The sequence below is a fragment of the Longimicrobiaceae bacterium genome (genome assembly GCA_035696245.1).
Classification (GTDB): domain Bacteria; phylum Gemmatimonadota; class Gemmatimonadetes; order Longimicrobiales; family Longimicrobiaceae; genus DASRQW01.
In genome coordinates this window covers 1-21,442 of the sequence record DASRQW010000175.1, presented here as the reverse complement: position 1 = coordinate 21,442, position 21,442 = coordinate 1, and the positions used below count along the sequence as shown (strand labels likewise).

The 21,442-nt window shown below is 72.1% G+C and carries 18 protein-coding genes; 9 read left to right on the top strand and 9 right to left on the bottom strand.

Annotated features, from left to right (window positions below; genetic code table 11):
* Window positions 1-141: 141 nt before the first annotated feature.
* Window positions 142-2,259: a bifunctional rhamnulose-1-phosphate aldolase/short-chain dehydrogenase gene (gene rhaD, locus VFE05_08320; GenBank protein ID HET6230059.1), complete on the top strand. Its 2,118-nt coding sequence runs from the start codon at window positions 142-144 to the stop codon at window positions 2,257-2,259.
* A gap of 138 nt (window positions 2,260-2,397) precedes the next feature.
* Window positions 2,398-3,534, top strand: coding sequence for a Fic family protein (locus VFE05_08315; GenBank protein HET6230058.1), 1,137 nt, complete (start codon window positions 2,398-2,400; stop codon window positions 3,532-3,534).
* A 253-nt stretch (window positions 3,535-3,787) separates the two neighbouring features.
* On the opposite strand, the gene VFE05_08310 is transcribed toward VFE05_08315, so the two are convergent.
* The 5 genes from VFE05_08310 to rfbF form a co-directional block, all read right to left on the bottom strand.
* Entirely contained in the window at window positions 3,788-4,705 is a 918-nt protein-coding gene (locus tag VFE05_08310; GenBank protein ID HET6230057.1) for a radical SAM protein, read from the bottom strand.
* 20 nt (window positions 4,706-4,725) lie between these two features.
* Entirely contained in the window at window positions 4,726-6,126 is a 1,401-nt protein-coding gene (locus VFE05_08305) for a hypothetical protein (protein HET6230056.1), read from the bottom strand.
* 191 nt (window positions 6,127-6,317) lie between these two features.
* Window positions 6,318-7,415, bottom strand: a complete 1,098-nt coding sequence (locus VFE05_08300) for a hypothetical protein (GenBank protein ID HET6230055.1) — start codon at window positions 7,413-7,415, stop codon at window positions 6,318-6,320.
* The gene (gene rfbG, locus VFE05_08295; protein ID HET6230054.1) at window positions 7,415-8,593 is read right to left on the bottom strand and encodes a CDP-glucose 4,6-dehydratase; all 1,179 of its coding nucleotides are present in this window, start codon (window positions 8,591-8,593) and stop codon (window positions 7,415-7,417) included. Before rfbG ends, VFE05_08300 begins: the two co-directional genes overlap by 1 nt.
* Window positions 8,559-9,365, bottom strand: a complete 807-nt coding sequence (gene rfbF / locus VFE05_08290; protein HET6230053.1) for a glucose-1-phosphate cytidylyltransferase — start codon at window positions 9,363-9,365, stop codon at window positions 8,559-8,561. The genes rfbG and rfbF overlap by 35 nt, the downstream gene beginning before the upstream one ends.
* A 354-nt stretch (window positions 9,366-9,719) precedes the next feature.
* Here rfbF and VFE05_08285 point away from each other — a divergent pair, with 354 nt between their 5' ends.
* From VFE05_08285 to VFE05_08255, 7 genes are all read left to right on the top strand, one after another.
* The gene (locus VFE05_08285; protein HET6230052.1) at window positions 9,720-10,853 is read left to right on the top strand and encodes a class I SAM-dependent methyltransferase; all 1,134 of its coding nucleotides are present in this window, start codon (window positions 9,720-9,722) and stop codon (window positions 10,851-10,853) included.
* The gene (locus tag VFE05_08280; protein ID HET6230051.1) at window positions 10,850-11,908 is read left to right on the top strand and encodes a hypothetical protein; all 1,059 of its coding nucleotides are present in this window, start codon (window positions 10,850-10,852) and stop codon (window positions 11,906-11,908) included. Before VFE05_08285 ends, VFE05_08280 begins: the two co-directional genes overlap by 4 nt.
* 66 nt (window positions 11,909-11,974) lie before the next feature.
* Window positions 11,975-12,820: a phosphosulfolactate synthase gene (locus VFE05_08275; protein HET6230050.1), complete on the top strand. Its 846-nt coding sequence runs from the start codon at window positions 11,975-11,977 to the stop codon at window positions 12,818-12,820.
* Between the two features lie 8 nt (window positions 12,821-12,828).
* Complete coding sequence (locus tag VFE05_08270; protein ID HET6230049.1) at window positions 12,829-13,620, top strand: 2-phosphosulfolactate phosphatase; 792 nt, start codon at window positions 12,829-12,831, stop codon at window positions 13,618-13,620.
* A gap of 5 nt (window positions 13,621-13,625) precedes the next feature.
* Window positions 13,626-14,894 (top strand): hypothetical protein, encoded by a 1,269-nt coding sequence (locus tag VFE05_08265; protein ID HET6230048.1) that lies wholly within the window; start codon window positions 13,626-13,628, stop codon window positions 14,892-14,894.
* Between the two features lie 328 nt (window positions 14,895-15,222).
* Entirely contained in the window at window positions 15,223-15,657 is a 435-nt protein-coding gene (locus VFE05_08260) for a hypothetical protein (protein HET6230047.1), read from the top strand.
* Between the two features lie 298 nt (window positions 15,658-15,955).
* Window positions 15,956-16,831, top strand: a complete 876-nt coding sequence (locus VFE05_08255) for a polysaccharide deacetylase family protein (protein HET6230046.1) — start codon at window positions 15,956-15,958, stop codon at window positions 16,829-16,831.
* A 583-nt stretch (window positions 16,832-17,414) separates the two neighbouring features.
* On the opposite strand, the gene VFE05_08250 is transcribed toward VFE05_08255, so the two are convergent.
* From VFE05_08250 to VFE05_08235, 4 genes are all read right to left on the bottom strand, one after another.
* Entirely contained in the window at window positions 17,415-18,641 is a 1,227-nt protein-coding gene (locus VFE05_08250) for a DegT/DnrJ/EryC1/StrS family aminotransferase (GenBank protein HET6230045.1), read from the bottom strand.
* Window positions 18,638-19,672, bottom strand: a complete 1,035-nt coding sequence (locus tag VFE05_08245) for a FemAB family XrtA/PEP-CTERM system-associated protein (GenBank protein ID HET6230044.1) — start codon at window positions 19,670-19,672, stop codon at window positions 18,638-18,640. Before VFE05_08245 ends, VFE05_08250 begins: the two co-directional genes overlap by 4 nt.
* Window positions 19,669-20,517, bottom strand: a complete 849-nt coding sequence (locus VFE05_08240; GenBank protein HET6230043.1) for an XrtA system polysaccharide deacetylase — start codon at window positions 20,515-20,517, stop codon at window positions 19,669-19,671. The genes VFE05_08245 and VFE05_08240 overlap by 4 nt, the downstream gene beginning before the upstream one ends.
* A 510-nt stretch (window positions 20,518-21,027) precedes the next feature.
* The coding region (locus VFE05_08235; protein ID HET6230042.1) for a hypothetical protein at window positions 21,028-21,442 on the bottom strand (415 nt) is incomplete at its 5' end.

Genomic DNA, 21,442 nt, shown 5'->3' with positions numbered 1-21,442 from the left:
CCCCCCAAACTGCCTGGGGGAGGGGAGACCAGAAGTGCGGGTTCGTTGGATCCCTGCTGCTGTGTGTCTGCTTTTCGTTGGATGCGGGGGATGGTGACCTGCATCTCCGCTCAACTACGTCCTCCTCCTTCGAATCAGCCGATGACGCAGCTTTCCGACGCCGAGGCGCCGCCCGTCCGCATCTTCGATCCCGCCGCGGCCGCATCTCCCGGCACGCCACCGACGCAGACGGCGAGCGGTCCGGCGGCGGCGATGGAGGGGCTGGTGCGGTACTCACGGGCGCTGGGGGCGGACACGTCGCTGGTGCTGCGCGGAGGCGGGAACACCTCGGTGAAGGTGGATGAGACCGACGTGGCGGGGCGGCCCGTGCGCATGCTGCGGGTGAAGGGCAGCGGGTCGGACCTGGCGAGCGCGAAGCAGGGCGACTTCGCGGGCGTGCGGCTGGACGACGTGCTGCCGCTCTTCGGGCGAGAGGACATGAGCGACGAGGAGATGGTCGCGTACCTTGCGCGCTGCCTCGCGTCGCCGTCGGACCCGCGGCCGTCCATCGAGACGCTGCTGCACGCGTTCATCCCCGCCGCGAGCGTCTTCCACTCGCACGCCGACGCCATCCTCTCGCTCGTCAACAACCCGGACCCGCACGCCGCGCTGGACGCGGCGCTCGGTCCGGATGTGCTGCGCGTGCCGTACCGCCGCCCCGGCTTCCTCCTCTCTCGCGAGGTCGGCGAGGCGGTTCGCGCGGCGCCCGATGCGCCGGGTCTGGTGCTGCTCAATCACGGCCTCGTCACCTGGGGCGCCACGCCCGACGAGGCGTACCAGCGCCACGTCGATCTCGTCGATCGCGCCCGCGCGTGGCTCGACGCGCATCGCTCCATCCAGCCGTTCGGCACGGTTCGTAGGCCTGCGCTGGAGGAAGATGCACGGCGTGGGATCGCCGCCCGCATCGCGCCGGTGATCCGCGGCGCGCTGGGCGGCGGACGCGCGGCCATCCTTCGCTACAGCGACGCTCCGGAGGTGCTGGAGCTCGTCGGCTCGGCGGAGGGACGCGGGCTGGCGGAGCAGGGCGCGGCCACGCCGGACCACATCCTCACCACCGGCCGCCTGCCTTTGTGGGTGGATGCGCGCGATCCCGCGGACTTCGACGGGCTCGCCGCTGCCTTCCGCTCCGCGCTCGATGCGTACCGCGCCGCGTACGCCGGCTACGTCGGCCGCTGGGGCGGCGGGCGCGAGCCGCTGGATGCGCCGCCGCGCATCATCCTCGTTCCCGGCATCGGCATGTTCACGGCGGGGGCGACGGCGCGCACGGCCGGCCTGGCGCGCGACATCTACCTGCACACCATCGGCATCATGCGCGGCGCGGCGCCGCTCGGCGGCTACCGCACGCTGGCGGAGGAAGATGCCTTCCACGCCGAGTATTGGCCGCTGGAGCTGTACAAGCTCTCCCTCGCCCCCCCGCCCAAGGAGATGGAGGGCCGCGTCGCGCTCGTCACCGGCGCGGCGGGCGCGCTCGGCCGCGCCATCGCCGTACGCCTGGCGGCCGCCGGCGCCCACGTCGTCGTCACGGACGTCGATGCCGCCCGCACCGCCGATACGACCCGCGAAGTGGCTTCGGGAGATGCGGACCGGGCCATCGCGCAATCGCTCGACGTGACGCGCGCGGGCGACGTGGATGCGGCGTGGGATGCGGCGTGCCTCGCCTTCGGCGGCGTGGACGTGGTCGTGTCGAACGCGGGCATCGCGCACTGCTCGTCCATCGAAGCGATGGAGCTGGCGGACTGGGAGCGCAGCCTGGCGGTGAACGCGACGGGGCACTTCCTGGTCACGCGCGCGGCCCTGCGTCACTTCCGCGCCCAGGGCCGCGGCGGAAGCATCGTCTTCGTCGCCACCAAGAACGTCACCGCTCCCGGCCGCGACTTCGCAGCCTACTCCGCCTCCAAGGCCGCCGAGGCGCAGCTCGCCCGCGTCGCCGCCATCGAGGGCGGCGAGATCGGCGTCCGCGTCAACATGGTCAACCCAGACGCGATTTTCGAGGAGAGCCGCCTCTGGTCGCCCGACCTGCGCGAGCAGCGCGCCCGTGCGCACGGCATCGACCCGGCGAACATCGATGCCTTCTACCGCTCGCGCACCCTGCTGGGTGTCTCCGTCCGCGCCATCGACGTCGCCGAAGCCGTCCTCTTCCTCGCCGGCGACCGCGCCTCGCGCACCACCGGCGCCATGCTCCCCATCGACGGCGGCGTCCGCGAAGCCTTCGTGCGGTAGCTTCGGAGACGCCACCCATCTCCCGAAACGCGAACGGCCGCTCCCGCGAAGGGGCGGCCGTTTTCGATAATGTTCAAAGGAGTAGCCGGATCGGTCTCTGGAGACTACTAATCAAGCCTACCCTCAGCCGAGCGACGCATGGGCGAATCTGGTTGGAACCCTCTTTGGCATTACAACGACAGCATCGTCGCCTCGCTGACGGAGATCGCGCGTGCGAGCGCGGCGGTCGAGCAGCACGCGTGGTCTCCTCTCGTCGAGGAGGAAATTCGTTTTCGTGCCCGCCTCAGATCGACGCACTTCTCCACGCGCATCGAGGGGAACCGCCTGACGCTCGCGGAAGCCGAGCAGGTGGTTCGGGGCAGGCGCGTCCAGTTCGCAGGCCGGCAACGGGACGTGAAAGAGGTGGACAACTACTGGCACGCGATGCTTCAGGTCGAAACCTGGGCACAGGCCAGGTCTGCCCTTTCTGAGGATCTCGTACGCAGGCTGCACGCCCTTGTCGAGCAGGGGCCCCGCCGGAAACCTTCGGCGTACCGGATTCAGCAGAACGTGGTCACCGACGCCGCAAGCGGGGCGATCGTGTACATGCCGCCCGAGGCCGGCGACGTGCCGCGCCTCATGACGGACCTGATCGCCTGGATCGGCGAGGCTGAAGGGGCCGGTGTCGCCGCACCGGTCATCGCGGGCCTGGCTCACTATCAGCTGGTGACGATCCACCCTTTCATGGACGGGAACGGCCGCACGGCTCGGCTGCTCGCGACGCTGATCCTCCACCGCGGCGGGCTGGGACTGCGAGGGTTCTACTCGCTCGAGGAGTACCACGCTCGCGACATCACCACCTACTACGATCACCTCGCTACCCACGAGCACCACAACTACTACGAAGGGCGTGAGGACGTCGACCTCACGCCCTGGGTGGAGTATTTCACCAGCGCCGTTGCACGCGTGTTCACCATCGCCCGCGAAGAGGCGATCCGTGCTTCGGAACGGGGAGTCCCTGCCGAGCCGGATGCGATCCGCCGCTTGGACGCGCGCGCTCGGCGCGTCCTCTCGCTCTTCAGCAGCACGGACACCATCACGACGACGGATGTGATGAAGATCCTCCCGCTCTCCGACCGGTCTGTCCGGAGTCACCTCACCCAATGGGTGGACGCGGGTTTCCTTCAGGTGGCGAATTCCACGAACCGTGGCCGGCGGTATTCGTTGTCGGAAGTTTATCGGAAGTACGTCGGCAGGTTGTCGGAAGCGAACTTCTCCGCCGAACCTGACCTGTAATACCGAATCCGCGCAGGCAGTGTGTGTATTAGAAGAAAAATCATCAGCAATCCCGCGGGATTTTCCTCGGGCGATACTCACACTCTTTCTGCGGAGTCGGGATAACCTCTCGGCAGAGCTTTCTGCGGAGAGCGAAGACCCTTCTCCGCACCGGTGCTGCCGGGTCTGGAGAAGGGTCTTCTGCATCTTCCTCGGCCATTCGCCCAATCGTCCACTTCCCCAACGATCGGGACGAGAGAGGATCGTCCGAGCCCTACCAGTGCGGCTTGCCTGTCACCGTCTCGGCGCCGCGGCGGAGGTAGTACATGGCGGAGGCCTGGATGAAGCGGCGCGTGTCCACGTGCGTGTCACGCGAGATACGCTCCTGCTCCGGGTGCTCCACCACATCCTTCGTGAGCTGGCGGTGGTCCTGCCACTTGCCCACGTAGCCCAGGCAGTTGCTGCACGCCTTCAGCGGCTCGGTGCTGAAGAGGTACGCCTGGAGCTCGGCCTGGATGTCCCGGGCCTGGTGGATGTGGAACGCATCTACCGACGAGTCGTAGCCGTTGCGGCCCATGCGCGCCAGGTACTCGGGCATGAACGGCGGGCAGGCGCACTTGAACAGACGCCCCTCGTGGATCATGTGGCAGTGGAAGCGGTGCGCGCTCTCGCAGGTGCGGAAGATCATCCGCGTCATCCAGTCCTGCGGGTGCGGGTCGGTGGTGATGGTGGTGCGGAAGTGGAAGCTGGGGTCCACGTCCAGCCGCGTGTTGCTCTGCTCGGCCCGCTCGCGCACGCGGTCCAGGATCTTCTCCGGCGGGCTGGCGCCGGGGTACTGGCTGAGCCACACGAAGTCCACGTTCTCCCAGAACGCGTCCTTCATGCTGTTCAGCAGCAGCCCGTTGGTGGTGACCATGACCTGGCTGGCGATGCCGGAGGCGCGCGCGGCCTTCAGGAAGTCCACGATCTGCGGGTTCAGCAGCGGCTCGCCGCCCACCAGGCGGATGTCGCGGGCATGCAGGGCGTCGCTGAGGCGGAACACGTCCTGGGCGAAGCTCTCCAGCGGCGGCAGCTTCTTGCCGATGAACGGCGCCATGTGCGAGCAGTGCGCGCACTTCAGGTTGCAGTGGTACGCCACCGAATACTCCACCGCCTGCGTCTGCACCTTGCCGTCCTTCACTTCGTATAGCATCGGCCCACCTCCAGTTTCGTTCAGGAAAGGACCCGCAGCGCCGCGCGGAACCGGAGCACCTGGTCCAGGTTGTTCGCCAGCATCAGCGCCAGCGTGCCGTACAGCAGCACCCGCTGCCACATCACCCGCAGGTCCAGGTGGCGGCAGAGGGCCAGCGCGATGGCGGGGATCACCACGGTCGAGTACAGGAAGCCGCTCGGGTAGAAGAGCACCACGGTGACCCCCAGCATGGTCGCGCACCACACCCACAGGTCCGCGGCCTCGTCCTTCACGGCGCCCGCCCAGCCCTCCGCGCGCACGGACGTGACGGATGCGCGCACGACCGACCAGGCGAGGACGCCCGCGAGCGCGGCCCACGCGACCGTGGCGGCAATGCCGAGCGGGCCGCCGTGGAGCGTGGAGAGCAGCGCCTCCTGCGGCACGCCGGGGTCGGGTTGGCTGCTGACGACGGAGGTGACGAAGAGGTTGGTGAAGGCGCTCTTCCACACGTACGGGTCGGTGCGCGGCAGCGTGGCGCCCGTGAACTGCTTGAACCAGATGGTGAACGCCACGAAGCGGTCCGGCCGGAAGCTTCCGTCGAACGCGGACAGCGCCCACAGCCCGCCCGCCCACGCGCCCAGCGATGCGAATCCCGCCGCTGTCGTCCGGCCCACGAAGCGCCACCCACGGTCGCCGCGGCGGAGCAGGGCGAGAGGGACGAGCACGAAGAGCGCGGCGAGGAAGACGTTGTTCAGCATCACGATGCCCAGCGCGGCGCCGAGCGCGGCTGCCGGCCAGCGGGTGCGGTGCAGGGCCAGCAGGTACGCGAGCACCAGCGTGGCCGAGAAGGGCCACGACTCCGGCACGGAGTAGAAGACCCAGGTGCTGAGCGTGAGGGCGAAGAAGGCGAGGAAGGGCAGCAGCGGGTTGCCGGACGGGTTCATCCCCCGCATCAGCGCGGCGAGGAGGAGCAGGTTCACCACGGCGAGCAGCGCGTTCACACCGTACAGTGCGGCGCGCGGAGAGAGGCCGAGCGCCTCGTAAGCTGGGCCGAGGATCTTCAGCTCGGCGCTGCCGGCGGCGGCATAGAGGACGTGGTGGACCTTGTGCTTCTGCGCGTTGTCGCCCAGCGAGCGGTGCACGGTGTTGTACTCGTTGCCCATCTTCCCGCCCAGCGAGAAGCCGCGGAGGAGCACGGCGTAGTTGGCCGCGTCCGCGTCGCCCAGGACGCTGTGGCGCCGCTCGATCACGGGCAGGTCGCTGAAGCTGGCGGCGTACACCACGAACGCGAGCGCCAGCATCGCCACGCGCGCGAGCACCGCCCACGGCACCGTGAGCGTGGACGGGCGCGAGACGGGCACGGCGTGCACCTGCGCGGACATCAGCGCCGCGGCTCGGGTGAGCGCGGACGGCGGCGCGAGGGTGGATTCGGGAGAGGGCATCGGGCTCGGGATGCGGAGCGGGAGGGCGGCCGGCGGAGGGACGACGCTGCCGGACGATGGTGCGAGGAGCAGGGAGCGCGCCCCGGAAGCATCCGGCGGATGTGAAGCTGTGGCAACGGCTTGTGCGGGAGATGTGCATCGGGGTGACGCACTCGCGCCACAGCGCCTGAGGCGGCGGTGCGTCGCCGCCGCTACAGTGTCGGCGGCTCCGTCCGCGCCTCGGCCGATCCGGTGCGAACGTCGAACGGGCCGCTACCGCGGGAGATGGACGGCCGCCCTGCATCTTCCGTCCACCGCGCGTCGTCGGGATGCGAGGGAGTGTCGGCTCGCGGCGCGTCCGCATCGGCGGAGGCGGCGATTGCGTGCGTATCTGCCCGATCCGCCGGGCGGTGCGTCGACGGCCACGCATCTATCGAATCGGTTGGGCTCTCCGCGTCGGAGGGTGCGGGGTGGGCATCTACGGATTCGCGGGATGTCGTCGCGGAGGGCTGCACATCGACCGAATCAGGCGATGTAGGGATGGCGACTTCGGCGTCGGGCGCGGTGTGCGCGGCGGATGGAGCGTCGGGAGAGGCGATGCCGTCGAGGATGTCGGCGAGGGCTTGGGACCAGCGGCCTTCGGCCTCCAGCTCGGGGCGGCGGTGGCCCTGGAGCGCGGCGGCGGCGGAGAGGATCACGGCGGGCTCCAGGCGCGCCATCACCGCCTCGGCGCGGGGGGCGGGCTCCACCACGCGCTGGGCCCAGCGCCACACCGCCTCGCGCAGCAGGTAGTGCTCGGCCAGGATCTCGGACGCGTCGCAGCCGCGGGCCCGCGCGGCGGTGCCCCGCTCGGCGGCGAGGATGGCGGCGGCGCGGCGCTCGTCCGCCGGGTTCGCATCCGCCAGGGCGGAGACGACGGACACCAGCCCCTCCAGCGAATCCACCGAGCAGATCGAATCATCCGCGTCGACGGTATTCTCCCGACGCATCTCATCTGCCGGATCGTCCGGTTGGATCGCATCCGCACGACTGCGCGCATCTGCCGAATCCATCCGATTCATCGCATCTGCCGAACCGCGCGGGCGTCCGGAATCCGCCGGATGCGCGGGATCGACCGAGTCCGTCGATGGGTGAGATGCGAGGCCGGGGATCGCCTGGCCGCCGTCTTCCGCGAGGCGGCGGACTTCGCATGCGACCACGTCGGCGTTGGCGGCGAGCCAGGCGAGGAATGCGGCGTACGAGGCTTCGTCCGATGAGGCTTCGGCGGCGTGGGCGGGGAAGAGCGGGAGCGCGTGGATCTTGCGGCCCATCACGCTTCTCCCGTCACCGGCAGCGGCTCGTCCGGCTGGTCCGCCGGGGCGCGGAAAAGACCGCCGGGGCGTACCACTCGTGCCGGCGGTGCTGCTGCGGCGCGGGCGAGGTACGCGGCGACCTGTTCCTCCGTGGCGGTCTCGGCGTCTGCGGGGTCGTGCAGCCAGGCGCGATACCAATCCACCGTCAGACCAACCGCTTCGTCCAGCGAGAGCAGCGGGTCCCAGCCGAGCCGGGCGCGCGCCTTACGGCGGTCCAGCCGCAGCACCGGCGTCTCGTGCCCGCCCTGCGGGTCGGGCCGCACCACCACGCGCACGGCGTCGCCGCCCCAGCCCGCCGCGAAACGTTCGGCCAGCTCGCCCACGGGCACCGCGTCCTCGTCGCGCGGCCCGAAGTTCCACGCGCCGGCGGAGCCCGCGCCGTCGGTGGCCAGGCGCGCGGCGAGCATCAGGTAGCCCCGCAGCGGCTCCAGCACGTGCTGCCAGGGCCGCACCGCGCCCGGGTTGCGCAGCACCAGCGGCTTCTTCGCGGCGACCGCGCGGACGAGGTCGGGCACCACGCGCTCGCCCGCCCAGTCGCCCCCGCCGATCACGTTGCCCGCGCGCGCCGTCGCCAGCCCCGGCGAGCCGCGCCCGCCGCTGAAGTACGAGGCGCGGTAGGCCGAGGCGACCATCTCCGCCGCGGCCTTGCTGGAGCTGTACGGGCAGGGCCCGCCCAGCCGGTCGGCCTCGCGGAAGGGCAGGCCGCGCGGGTCGGGCTCGTAGACCTTGTCGGTGGTCACGACCACGACGGAGCGGACGGAGGGCGCGCGGCGCACGGCTTCCAGCACGTGCACGGTGCCCATGACGTTGGTGGCGTAGGTGCCCACCGGGTCGCGGTAGCCGCCGCGCACCAGCGGCTGGGCGGCCAGGTGCAGCACCACCTGCGGCTCGAAGGCGCGCACGGCTGCGGCGAGCGCCGCGGCGTCGCGCACGTCGCCGGTGATGGAGGTCATGCCGCGGCCCACGCCCGCGTCGCGGTACATGGACGGCTCGCCGGCAGGGGGTGCCAGCGCGAAGCCCACCACGCGCGCGCCCAGCGACTTGAGCATCACCGACAGCCAACTCCCCTTGAAGCCGGTGTGGCCGGTGACCAGGACGGTCTTACCGCGGTAGAAGCTCGCGAGACTTCGCGTCATCGGTCTCCCATACCTTCCAGGGTGCCTTGCCGGTGGCCCACAGCGACTCCAGCAGCTGGCGCTCGCGCAGGGTGTCCATGGGCTGCCAGAAGCCCTCGTGGCGGAACGCCATCAGCTCGCCGTCGGCCGCCAGGCGCTCCAGCGGGCGGCGCTCCAGGATGGTGTCGTCGCCGTCCAGGTAGTCCAGCACGCCGGGCTCGAAGACGAAGAAGCCGCCGTTGATCCACCCCTCGGCCGCCTGCGGCTTCTCCGAGAACTCGCACACCGCGTCGCCGTCGAACACCAGGCCGCCGAAGCGCGCCGGGGGCCGCACGGCGGTGACCGTGGCCAGCTTGCCGTGGCGCCGGTGGAAGCGCACCAGCTCGTCCACGTCCACGTCGCCCACGCCGTCGCCGTAGGTGAGCATGAAGGGCTCGTCGTCCAGCCACTTGCGCAGGCGGCGCAGGCGGCCGCCCGTCATGCTCTCCATGCCGGTGTCCACGCACGCGACCTTCCAGTCCGGCGTGCCCGTGTTGAGCGCGCGGTAGCTGCCGTCCATGAGGTTGATGACCAGGTCGGCCTGCTGGAAGAAGAGGTGGCGGAAGTAGTCCTTGATCATCTCGCCGCGGTAGCCGCAGGCGATCACGAAGTCGTTGAAGCCGTGGGCGGCGTAGATGTTCATGACGTGCCACAGGAGGGGCCGGCCGCCCACCTCCACCATGGGCTTGGGGCGCGTGGAGGTCTCTTCGGCCAGGCGGGTGCCGAGGCCGCCGGCCAGGATGACGACCTTCATGTGGGGTTCTCCGCGGGCGGGTGGTGCGAGGGGACGGGCAGGAGGCCCGCGGCGGCCGGAAGGGGCAACGCCCATGCCCCGCCCGGCGGTGCGGAAACCGAGCCCCCGCCGCGCCCCGGCACGGTTCGGGGCGCTCGGTGGATGTGGGGCGGGCGCAACACCTGTCGCCAGCGGGGATGTAGCGGAATCCGTCCGTGGAAGGGCGATGCGCGGCGGGAATCCACGCTCCGGCGCGGCGATGCGCGCGGCGGGGGACGGGGCGGGTGCCCGGTCCCCCGCTTGCGCTTCCACCCTTCACGAACGCGCCCGCCGTTTCGTCCGGCGGCCTTCCCGCCCCGCTCCGCCACCCGCCCGATGCCCTCCGCTCTTTCCGCAGCAACGCCCGCCGCGAGCACGCCTTCGCTGCGCCCCCGCCTTGGGGACGCAGCGAGGGCGCTGCTGCCGCTGCGGCTGCGCATGCGGCTGGCGGTGTGGCTGGGCCGCCGCGGCGACGAGTGGCGCGGCGCCGCGCTGCTGCGCGACCTGGCCGAGCGCGACCTGAACGCCTACCACCGCTTCCTTTGGGCCAACCACCTGGCCTACGCCCGCACGTACGAGCCGGAGCAGCGCTTCGGCCCGGAGCACGTCCACCCCTCGCGCACGCTGCTCTTCCACGACCTGCGCGCGCTGCTGGAGCGCACCGGCCTCTCGCCCGAGCGCGACGTGCGCTCCGTGCTGGACGTGGGCTGCTCGCTCGGCTACCTGCTGCGCCACCTGGAGACGGAGGTGTGCACCGCGGCGACGGAACTGGACGGCGTTGACATCGACGCGTACGCGGTGGAGAGCGGGTCGAAGCGCCTCGCGGCCGAGGGCTCCCGCGCCCGCCTGGTCCGCGGCGACGCGACGGACCTGCCGCGCCTGTTCCCCGGCCGCCGCTACGACCTCGTCCTGTGCGCGGGGGTGCTGATGTACCTGCGCCAGGCGGACGCCGCCGCCGCCGTGCGCGAGATGCTGGCGTGCTGCCGCGGCGTGGTCGGTTTCGCCGGCCTGGCGCACCCGGAGATGGACAACCGCCACCTGGCCGCGTCGGTCCCGCGCGAACGCGACCGCTCGCTCATCCACAACCTGGACGCGATGGTCGCGGCGGCCGGCGGCAAGGTCGTCTCCCGCCGCTGGGAGGGCGCCCGCCAGGTCCAGGGCAACACCCTCTACTTCGTCTTCGCCCGCCCCGCCTCGTCCGACGAGTCGCACGACGAATCGGGAGATGCGCTCGCGGCCACGCTCCGCCCCGCATTCCCAGCCTCCTCGTCCGCAGGACGACCGCAGTCCAAAGCCGGGGGTTTCATACCCCCGGCTGCCGCCGCTCCTTCATCCATCGAACTCGCGGAATCCACCGACGCGACCGCGTCTCCCCCATCTGCCGAAGCGTTCGGATCCACGGAAGCGATCACATCTCCCGCATCTCCCGAGTCGTTCGCCGGCGCTGGAAGCAGCGGAGGTGCGGCGTGAACGAGGAGGGCGTGGGGCTGCGGCTGCGGGCGCGCCGGGTCGGCGTCGGCTTGGCGCGTACCGGGCGGCGCGTGCTGGGGATGGACATCACCGTGTACGTGGACCAGCGCGTGGACGAGTACCGCGGCTACTGGCAGGGCGCCGCGGACCAGATCGGCGCGCGGCTCACGCCGCTGGCGAGGGACGTGTGGGAGGTGACGCTGGGGCCCAGGCGCACCCGCATCTCCGCGCACGTGACGCAGGCCGACGACCCCGTCACCCTGCGCATCGCGGGCGACAAGCCGCTCTGCCACCGCCTGGCCTCCGAAGCCGGCGTGCCGGTGCCGGAGCACCTCGTCTTCCGCCTGGGCGACCTGGCCGCCGCGCGCGACCGCGTGGCGTCCGATCCCGGCCCGTGGGTGGTGAAGCCCGCGCGCGGCTCGGCGTCCGGCATGGGGATCACGACGGGGGTGACGACGGCCGCGGGGCTGGAGGCCGCCGCCGTGCTCGCCTCGCTCTTCGGCCAGGACGTGATGCTGGAGCGCATGGTGCCGGGCGAGAGCTACCGCCTGCTGTACCTGCGCGGCGAGATGGTGCACGCCGTCCGCCGCCGCGGCGCCCGCCTCACCGGCGACGGCGTCTCCACCGTCCGCGAGCTGGCGCGCGAGGCGGGGCTGGGCTCGCTGCTGGCGGACCCGGTCGCCGCACCGACGCTGGCGGCTCAGGGCCTGGGCGCGGGATCGATCCCGGAGGCGGAGACGTCGGTCCTCCTGCGCGGCGTGCCCGCGGGGATGGGCGCGCGCGAGCTGCGCACCGTGTACGACGAGACGGCCACGCACCTGGTCTGCTCCGAGACCGCCGCCGCGCTCGGACGGGTGGTCCGCGAGCTGGGCAGCCGCTTCGCGGGGGTGGACGTCATCACCGCCGATCCCGGCGTGCCGCTGGAGCTGGCGGCCGGCGCCTTCATCGAGGTCAACACCACGCCCGGCATCCACCACCACTACCAGACGGACGACGACCGCCGCCAGCACCCGGTGGCGACCCGCGTCCTGCGCCACCTGCTGGACTCGGGCTGAGCCGCCCCGCATCTCCCCGAATCCAACCCGCATTCCCTCATCCACCCACCGCGAAGGAACCCGCCCATGTCGATGATGACCGAGGCCGGCCCCGCCGGACGGCTGCACACCTCCGAGTACCTGAACCGGATCGGGGTGCGCCGCCTGGCGCCCGCCACCAGCCCGTTCGACCCGGGCTACGACCCGGTCACGCTGGAGTCGCACCTGGAGCAGAGCCACCACCTGATGAGCATCCTCAAGGTGTCGATGGCGTGCTGGATGATCGCGGACGAGGCGTGCACGCGCCGCAAGGTGGCCGCCGCGCACCGCTGGGGCGTGCCCACCACCACCGGCGGCGGGCCGTTCGAGGTCGCCGTCGCGCAGGGCCAGCTCGCCGCGTACCTGGACCTCTGCGCGGACATCGGGTTCACGCGCATCGAGTGCGGCGAGGGCTTCACGGACCTGGACATGGCGCCGGCGGACGTGATCCGCATGGTGCACGAGCGGGGGATGGAGGCGCAGTTCGAGCTGGGCAAGAAGCACGGCGGCGCCTTCACGGCCGACGTGGTGCAGGGGCTGATCGACCAGGGGCGCGAGTGGCTGGACGCGGGCGCGGTGCAGCTCGTGGTCGAAGGCCGCGAGAGCGCCGTCGGCGTCGGGCTGTTCGACGAGGAGGGCCGCTTCAACGCCGGGTTCGCGGACCGGTTCGCCGCCGCGTTCGGGTTCGGCACGCTGCTCTTCGAGGCGCCCAACAAGGCCAGCCAGTTCGCGCTGCTGGACCACTTCGGCCCCGCCGTGCACGTGTGCAACGTGCGGCTGGAAGAGGTGCTGCGCGTGGAGATCTACCGCCGCGGGCTGCACTCCGACGCCTTCTCGCGCCCCAACCTGCGGCCCGCCGTGCCCGCCGCGCTCCACTTCACCGGCATCCGCTGAGAGGCCCCATGCCCCCCGTAGTCGCCATCGACTTCCTTCCCGAGAGCGCCCTGCGGTACGGCCCGGGCTGGGCCGTGGTGGCCGTGGACGTGATCCGCGCCACCACCACCGCCGTCACCGCCGCCACGCTGGGCCGCCGCTGCTTCCCCGTTCCCTCCATCGAGGCGGCGCTACCCGTGGCGGCCGTGCTCGACCGCCCCGTGCTGTGCGGCGAGCTGGGCGGCAACATGCCGTACGGCTTCGAGATCACCAACAGCCCCGTGGCCGTCTCCGCGCTCGACCCGTCGGACCGGCCGCTCATCCTCCTTTCCTCGTCCGGCACGCAGCTCATCCACAACGCGGCGGGGGCGGACGCGGTGTACGCCGGCTGCCTGCGCAACTTCACCGCGCTCATCCGCTATCTGGCGACGCGGCACGAGCGCGTGGCGGTGATCGGCGCGGGGACGCGCGGGGAGTTCCGGGAGGAAGATCAGCGCTGTTGTGCGCTGATCGCCGAAGGGCTGGGCGAGCACGGCTTCGCGCTGGCGGACGAGCTGACGGCGCAGACGCTGCGGCGCTGGCGTGGCGCGCCGGTGGACGGGTGGCAGGAGAGCCGCAGCGTGGAGTACCTGCGCCGCAGCGGCCAGCTGCACGACCTGGACTTCATCCTCGCGCACCTGGACGACGTCGGCTCCGTGCACGAGATCGCCGAGGGCGAGGTGGTCGCCGCGGGCGCGGGAGATGAGCGGCAGCGGCCCCGGCGGCCCATCCGCATGCCGTGGCTGAACGACGCGGCACGCTCGCGGGGCGTGCAGGAGTGAGCGCCGTGCGAGCGGCGGTGCCGGCGGTGGTCCTGGGCTGGCACCACGGAAGCCTGGGGATCGCGCGCAGCCTGGGGCGGCTGGGCGTGGCCGTGCACGGCGTGCACACCGACCTGCGCGCCACGCCGCTGTCGTCGCGCTACGTCGCTTCGGCCACGCAGTGGGAGTTCGGGCGCGAGACGCCGGCCGCTTCGGTGCGCACGCTGCTGGAGCTGGCGGAGCGTCTGGGCGAGCGCGCGGTCCTCATCCCCACCTCCGACGACCTGGCCATCTTCGTGGCCGAGCACGCGGACGCGCTCGCGCCGGCGTTCCGCTTCCCGCGCGTGGCCGCGGCGACCGTCCGCGCGCTGTCGGACAAGCGCGAGCTGTACCTGCTGGCGCGGCGCCTGGGCGTGCCCACGCCGGAGACGTCGTTCCCGCGCTGCCGCGAAGAGGTCACGGCGTTCGCCGCATCTGCCGTCTTCCCCGTGATGCTCAAGGGCATCGACGGGCTGCGGCTCCAGGCGCGCACGGGCCTGAAGATGTGCATCGCCCGCGACCAGGCCGGGCTGATGGCGGCATACGACCGCATGGAGGATCCCGCGGCGCCGAACCTGATGCTGCAGGAGTACGTGCCGGGCGGCGACGACACCATCTGGATGTTCAACGGCTACTTCGACGATCGGTCCCAGTGCCGCGCCGCTTTCACCGGTAAGAAGCTCCGCCAGCACCCGGTGCACACCGGGTCGACGAGCCTCGGCATCTGCCTGGAAAATCCGGAGGTGGAGCGGCTGACGGTGGACTTCATGCGCGCCATCGGCTACCGCGGCATCCTGGACGTGGGCTGGCGCTACGACGCGCGCGACGGCGGCTACAAGCTGCTCGATCCCAACCCGCGCATCGGCTCCACCTTCCGCCTCTTCCTGGACGCGGCGGGGATGGACGTGGTCCGCTACCTCTACGCCGACCTCACCGACCAGCCGCTGCCGCCCGCCGTGCAGCGCGAGGGGCGCAAGTGGATGGTGGAGGATCGCGACCTGGAGTCCGCCCTGGACTACCTGCGCGAGGGCACGCTCTCCGCCGGCCGCTGGCTGCGCTCGTTCCAGGGCGTGGAGGAGTCCGCCTGGTTCGCGCGCGACGACCTGCGCCCCTTCTTCCTGACGCTGCGCTCCACCGCAGCCCGCGGCCTGGGCTCGCTGGCCCGCAAGCTCCTCCCCCGCCCCCACGCCCGGCACGAGCGCGAGGCGCACCGCGAGCCCCGCCCCGTCATCGCCGCCGCCGGCGAGCTGCCGTGACCGCGTTCCGGTAAATGTCCGGCGCGGGCCGGTAGATGGGTCTCCGCGAGCACTCTCGGGCACCGGATCGTGGCGCTGCTGCCACAGCTGACGCACGGCCGCAAGATGCGCGGGCGCGCCGGTGCACCCCTTCCTCCGCACTGATGGGCGTGGTTGGCCCATCCTGGATCGCTGGCGGATGGTCCGCCACTGGATTGGCGCTTGCAGCGTCCGGCGGCGGCCGGAAAACCTCTCCCTGGGATCTCGCCCCGCCCCCGGCCATGCGCGACTGAAGTTCCCGCCGCAGCACACACCTCGCGGGGCGTTCCCTCCAATTGCGGGAGGACGTATGCGCCACCTCAAGCCCTTCGCCGTTCTGCTCGCCGTCGTTGCCGTGTGCGCCGCCATGCGCGGCCAGGATCCCTGGCGCGAGCAGGTGCGGAGGCAGCTCATCGCCGACGCGGCAAAGATGGCGGAGTACGACCTGACCCTGTCGCACGACATCATGTTCGGCGACCTGAACAGCGGCTACCAGTCGAGCTTCAGCGTGCAGCTCCGCGGCGGGAGCACGTACTTCATCATCGGCGAGTGCGACGGCGACTGCTCGGACCTGGACCTCAAGCTCTACCGCGGCGACGGCGAGCTGCTGAACCAGGACGTGGACGACGACGATCACCCCGTGATCCGCATCACCCCCCGCGAGACGCGCACGTTCCGCATCCAGCCGATCATGGCCTCGTGCGCCCACAACCCCTGCTCCTGGGGCGTCGGAATCTTCCGATAACACTTGAGCAGATGCGGTAGATGCGGTAGATGCGGTAGATGCGGTAGATGCGGCGCCGTTGAACGGAGAGCGGGAGCTGCGGCACCGGCAGATGCCCAGCCGATAGTCCCCGCAGGGGGACTTTGCGCAGTCGTTGCCGCGGTTTCAACCGCCCGTCGTGATGCCCGTTCGCCCCTTCCGAACAAACCGGATGCGATGAATCGCACCCCAACAAACGCGTGGTCCGCGCATCGAGCCCCGCCATCTCTGCACGACGGACGGTCGATTCACCGCTGACACACCATCCACCGGAGGGAGCTTGTACGCATCTCCGCCGACGTTGCGGGCGCGATTCGCGGCGCGGGTGAAGGAGCACCTGTCGGCCGCGATCTTCGGCGCGGGGCTGCACCGGGTGCTGCTGCGCGGCCGCGGCGTGATCGTGGCCTTCCACCGCGTGGACGACCGGCTGGCGGGCACGCCGCTGGGCTGTACGCGCGCGGAGTTCGCTGCATACTGCGACTTCTTCGCGCGCCACTTCCGCGTGATCCCGCTGGGCGAGATGGTGCGCCGCCTGCGCGCGGGCGAGAGCGTGGGCGGCTGCCTCGCCATCACCTTCGACGACGGCTACCTGGACAACCTGCAGGCCGCCGCGCCCGAGCTGCGCGCGCGCGGCCTGCCCGCGTGCTTCTTCGTCGCCACCGGCTTCGTGGGCACCGACCGCCAGCCGTGGTGGGACCGCGAGTTCGGCGCCCGCGCCTGGTGGATGACGTGGGACGACGTGCGCGCGCTTCACGCGCAGGGCTTCGAGATCGGCGCGCACACCGAGAGCCACGCCGACCTTGGCCACACCCCGCTGCCCGACGCCACGCGCGAGCTCTCCGCCTCGCGCGCACGGCTGGAGGCGGAGCTGGGCGCGCCCGTCACGCTGTTCAGCTACCCGTACGGCGCCGCCGAGCGCATCAGCGAGGCCACGCGCGAGCGGGTGCGCGAGGCGGGCTACGACTGCTGCCTCTCTGCGTTCGGCGGCACGGTGGCGCGCGGCGGCGATCCGTTCCGCGCGAGGCGGGCGCCCATCAGCCCGTGGCACCTGTCGCCCGCGCACTTCGGCTTCGAGCTGCTCTTCCGCGAGCCACGCGGCTCCCCCAGCCCCCCTCTCCCCCTCCCCCAGACCGACGAAAGGCGGCGCGCCGGCTAGGCACGCCGCCTCATTTTTGCGGATGGTCGCAGCGGGTCGCGACGGAAGGAGGCCCCCTCCCCCGGCCCCTCCCCCAAAACTGCCTGGGGGAGGGGAGACCAGAAGTGCGCGCAGGGGGTGATTCGACGTGAGCCAGTGAAGCCAAGAATACCCGTAAGTCTTGCCCCTCGTGTGGGATAAGCTCCCCTCTCCCGCTTGCGGGGGAGGGGGCATCCTCGCCGCCGCATCAAAGCTCGGCACATACAAAAACGCATCCCCCGCCGTTGCGTCTGGCGACGAGCGGCGGGGGACGATGTTGAGGCCGGCCTCGCGGGCATACGTGGTAGCGCCGAAGCGCTCCACAAGAACTTCACCTAACCGTCAACTTCTACATCAACGGGCATCGAGGCCCAATGCACCGGAGACCGGCCAAGTCTCTTCGTGCGTGATGCTTCCGCGCGCCTATACACCTCCGGCGCGCCCGCGAATCCACGGTGCAAACCGCGAGCCACTTTTGTGTTCACCGAGATGCGATCCCCCCATGGTGAGCACGGGTTTCGGGAGATGTGGGCCGCGTTTGGTCGCATCTGCCGAACGCGGTGCGTCAGCTGGCCGCGCTGAGTGCTGGGGCGGGCACGGCGACGACGTCGGTGCGGGTGGCGAGCCAGGCTTCGAGGCCGCGGAGGTCGGCTTCGGAGAGCAGGCCGTGCGTGGGAAGCGTGTAGAGCGAGGCGGCGAGGCGGCGGGCGCCGGGAAAGTCGTCGGCCGCGTTGACGCAGAGGGCGCGCATCGCCGGCAGGTCGGGGAGCGCCAGCGGGTAGCCCGCGGCGATGCCCAGGCGCTCGGCCGCGGGGGAGAGCGGAAGGTGCGCGCGATGGCGGGCCCGCAGCGGGAGCCGCAGCCAGCCGGCGGAACAGCCTACCGGCACCGGGAACGTGTCGTCTCCCGATCGTGCGGCGGGGGCGAGGAGGCGGCGGGCGTTGCGGACGCGGGCGTCGGCTTCGCGGCGGCGGCCTTCCCACAGCGTCCGCAGCACGGCGGCGGACGAGTCGGCCATCGGCTCCGGCGGCATCGGCTCGCGATAGAGCGTCTCGCCCAAGTGGAGGAACGGCATCGCGGCCGGGAGCGCATAGAGCGACGGGCGGGCGAGCACCCACTGCGCGGCGAGCGCGGCCAGCTCCGCCCATCCCTCGCGCGTGCCGTGGATGGCGATGCGGGCGCGCCGCAGCACCGCCTCGCCGCGCGAGTCGTGGGCGAGGAGCGCGCCTCCGCCTCCGCCCGTGACGCCCTTCCCCCGCCCGAAGCTGAGCACCGACGCCGATCCGAATCCCCCCGCCGGCCTCCCGCCGATCCGCACGCCGGCGCCCTGGGCCGCATCTTCGATCAGCATCGCCCCTGCGGCTTCCACGGCGGGCCGGAGCGGGCGGAGGTCGACCGGGATGCCGTAGAGGTGCGCGACGACGACTGCCGCGGGCCCGGCCGCCAGCGCCCTCGCGAACGATTCCGCGTCGGGCGCGAGGGTGGATGGGTCCACGTCGTACAGCACCACGCGGACGCCCGCCCCCACCGCGGCGGAGGCGAGGTCGTAGCAGCCGTACGCGGGCAGCGCGACGGGCGCGCGCGGCCGGTCCAGCGCCGCGCCTCGAAGGACGAGCGAGAGCGCGCAGGTGCCGCTCGCGGCGGTGACGACATCGAGCCCGCCGAACTCGCGCAGCACCAGCTCGCGTAGCTGCGCATGCGCGGGCGGGGCGCCGAGCAGGGCGCGGAAGCCCTCCGCGAGCGCGCGGGCGGGGACGGGCGAGTGCGCGGGCGGAACGCGGCGGGGGATCATGCGGGGATCGCGCGGCGGAGGGCCGGGCCGATCAGCGTGGCCACGGGCACGGGCAGGTGCTTCCACAGGCGCGTGCCGAGGGCGAAGGCGCCACGGTCCGCGGACGGGGCGGCGGCGCCCGGCGTGCGGACCCGGCGCACCCACGGCAGCGGCACGTCGCGCGTGCCCCACTGGCGCTTGAAGGCGTGCGTGGGCCCGCCCGGCGTGCATCTCCCGAAGTCGAACGAGGCGAGCCCCGCATCTGCCGCGCGGCGGAGGAAGCTCCAGTACAGCAGCATGTTGGGCGCGCAGCGGGCGGCCTCGCGCAGCGATGAGGCCCACGTCATCTCCACCGAATCGGCCCACGCCAGCGCGCATCCCCCGGCGACAGGGCGGCCGTCCAGCCACGCGCAGCCGAACCACGCATCCGCGCCCATCTCGTCGCGGACGGCGCGGAAGAAGGACCACGGGTGCGTGGGGGTGCCCAGGTCGCGCATGTGGCGCGAGAAGACGGCGAAGAACGGCTCCGCCTGCTCCGGCCCGAAACGCATCTCCACGCCCTCGCGCTCGGCCCGCTTCACCTGGCTGCGCAGCTTGGAGCCGAAGCCCTTCCACAGCGCGTCCGGTCCGCCGGCCGGCAGGTCGAGCACGCACGTCACCTTGTCGCGCGCGGCGGGGAGTGCCGAGCCCGCATCGGCCGCGCAGCGGAGCTCCACCGTGTCCGCGTGCAGCTCGGCCGCGAGCGTCTCGGCGGCGGCGGTGAGGGCGCCAGCGGCGTCCGCATCTCCCGCGGGGCCGCCGGCGTTCAGGTACGGCATGGAGACGAGGAAGCGCCCGAAACCCATCCCCCGGACCAGCACGAGCGGCAGGATGCCGGCGATCTCATCGTCGTCCCCACGCGCAGCGAGGTAGATGCAGCGCTGGCGATAGGCGTCCTCGATCACGCGCTTCCAGCCGAAGCGGTGGGAGAAGGTGCCGCCTGGCAGCGCGGCCGCCGCGGCGTCCCACTCCGCCGCGGTGCCGGCGAAAGGCTCCACGCGCAAGCCGCTCATCGTGCCGACCCGGCGAAGGACGACGCGTCGACGACGCCCAGGCCGTCACGGATGGAGGTGAAGCGGAACTCGGTCAGAAGGCGATTCAAGCGCGCCGCCGTTCGTCCCAGGCCGCCGTAGTGCCGCAGACGCTGCGCGGCGGAGACGGGCAGGCGCGGCTGGTCCGAATCCAGCTCCCACGGGTGGATGTAGAACATGCCCGGCGCGCCGCGCTCCTCCGCCTGGCGAAGCGCGCGGCGGGTGAGGGCGTACGGCAGCAGGCGGAACCACGCGCCGCCGCCGGACGGCACGTCCACGCCGGCCACTGTCGCGCAGGCGAGCGGCACCTCCAGCAGGTCGCCGCCGGTGCGGTGGACCACGTGCGGGCGCGGCGGATGGTCCTCCAGCCCGCGCGTTCGCGACGGGAAGAGGCTGCTGTCGTACGCGTAGCCCTCGTCCAGCAGCACGTCCAGCGCCCACTGCCAGCCGCGCAGGATGGAGAAGTTGGGCGCGCGGAAGCCCAGCACCGCCTGCCCGCACGCGTCCTCCAGCGCGCGGCGCGAGCGGCGCAGGTCGGCGCGCAGCTCGCGCGGGCCCATCTCCGTGACCCGCTGGTGCGCCCACCCGTGCGACGCCACCTCGTGCCCCGCATCCGCGATGCGGCGCACGAGCCACGGCTGCCGCTCGGCGACCCAGCCCAGCGTGAAGAAGGTGCCGCGGGCGCCGTGCGCATCCATTATCTCCAGCAGCGAATCGACCCCGCGCTCTACGCGGCTCTCCATCGTCGCCCACCGCTCCACCGGTGCGGCGGAGGCGAGCGCCGCGGCGTGGAAATACTCCTCCACGTCCACGGTGAAGAGGTGCACGGGCGCCTGCTGCCGGGGCGCGGGAGCGGTCCGGAACGGCGTGTCGGTCGGGGATGCGGACTGCGGGCGGGGCGGAGATGCGAGGAGCACCGGGGATGCCTTTTCGGCCGGAAGGATGGGGACCGCTCACGGGAGATGAAGAGCAACGCGCGTGCGCGGGAGATGCGCATCGTCGCATCGGCGGAAGGACCTCACCGGGCGAGGCAAACACCCGTCGCGTCTGGATTTCGGACTGCGACGCGACCTGGGCCCTGCATCTCCCTCCTGCGCGGCGGACGACAGATGATGCACCTCCGCGACACCGCACGGGAGCATCGGATGATGTGCATCTCCGAGCCTCAGCCGGTGGTATGAAACCACCGGCTGGAACTGCGGTCGTCCTGCGGACGAGGCGCCGTGTATCTCCAGGCGGCCGCGCGTTTTCGGCATCGGCCACGCTCGGCTCGGTCCCGCGACGATGTTGAAGATGCAGGCTGCGCCGGGACCTCCGCACCGTCTTCGGGCGCGGGCTTACGCGCCAGGCGTCGATGATCGATCCCGCTGGCTGGCCTTGGGCAGGCCCAGGCGGAGGACGGCCATGTGCGGGCCGAGGTCCACCACGCGGCGGCCAGCGGCGCCGCCCATCCGCCCGTTCAGCGCGATGGCGAGCACGTCCACGCAACGCACCAGTCGGTCGTACGTGTCGGACAGCACGTGCGGCGGGTGGCCCCACGGGTCGCGCACGTCGCGGGCGGGGATGGGCAGGGGATCCAGGTCGCCCAGCAGCAGCACGTCCTCTTCCCGGTAGTCGTGCAGGCGAATGAGGATCCGCTTCTGCCGCGCCTCCATGACGAAGGTAAGGCGGTGGCCGGGCGCGGCGGCGGGCGGGATGAGCGACGAGCGGTGCGCGCCCAGGTTGCAGCCGCGGGCCAGCGCCGCGATCATC

What these genes read in the sequence shown, in the direction of transcription:
- VFE05_08275 (HET6230050.1), top strand. Translation starts at nt 11,975, where the DNA reads ATGTCGATGATGACCGAGGCCGGCCCCGCCGGACGGCTGCACACCTCC.
- VFE05_08315 (HET6230058.1), top strand. Translation starts at nt 2,398, where the DNA reads ATGGGCGAATCTGGTTGGAACCCTCTTTGGCATTACAACGACAGCATC.
- VFE05_08310 (HET6230057.1), bottom strand. Translation starts at nt 4,705, where the DNA reads ATGCTATACGAAGTGAAGGACGGCAAGGTGCAGACGCAGGCGGTGGAG.
- VFE05_08260 (HET6230047.1), top strand. Translation starts at nt 15,223, where the DNA reads ATGCGCCACCTCAAGCCCTTCGCCGTTCTGCTCGCCGTCGTTGCCGTG.
- VFE05_08300 (HET6230055.1), bottom strand. Translation starts at nt 7,415, where the DNA reads ATGGGCCGCAAGATCCACGCGCTCCCGCTCTTCCCCGCCCACGCCGCC.
- VFE05_08245 (HET6230044.1), bottom strand. Translation starts at nt 19,672, where the DNA reads ATGAGCGGCTTGCGCGTGGAGCCTTTCGCCGGCACCGCGGCGGAGTGG.
- VFE05_08285 (HET6230052.1), top strand. Translation starts at nt 9,720, where the DNA reads ATGCCCTCCGCTCTTTCCGCAGCAACGCCCGCCGCGAGCACGCCTTCG.
- VFE05_08270 (HET6230049.1), top strand. Translation starts at nt 12,829, where the DNA reads ATGCCCCCCGTAGTCGCCATCGACTTCCTTCCCGAGAGCGCCCTGCGG.
- VFE05_08250 (HET6230045.1), bottom strand. Translation starts at nt 18,641, where the DNA reads ATGATCCCCCGCCGCGTTCCGCCCGCGCACTCGCCCGTCCCCGCCCGC.
- rfbG (HET6230054.1), bottom strand. Translation starts at nt 8,593, where the DNA reads ATGACGCGAAGTCTCGCGAGCTTCTACCGCGGTAAGACCGTCCTGGTC.
- rfbF (HET6230053.1), bottom strand. Translation starts at nt 9,365, where the DNA reads ATGAAGGTCGTCATCCTGGCCGGCGGCCTCGGCACCCGCCTGGCCGAA.
- rhaD (HET6230059.1), top strand. Translation starts at nt 142, where the DNA reads ATGACGCAGCTTTCCGACGCCGAGGCGCCGCCCGTCCGCATCTTCGAT.
- VFE05_08305 (HET6230056.1), bottom strand. Translation starts at nt 6,126, where the DNA reads ATGCCCTCTCCCGAATCCACCCTCGCGCCGCCGTCCGCGCTCACCCGA.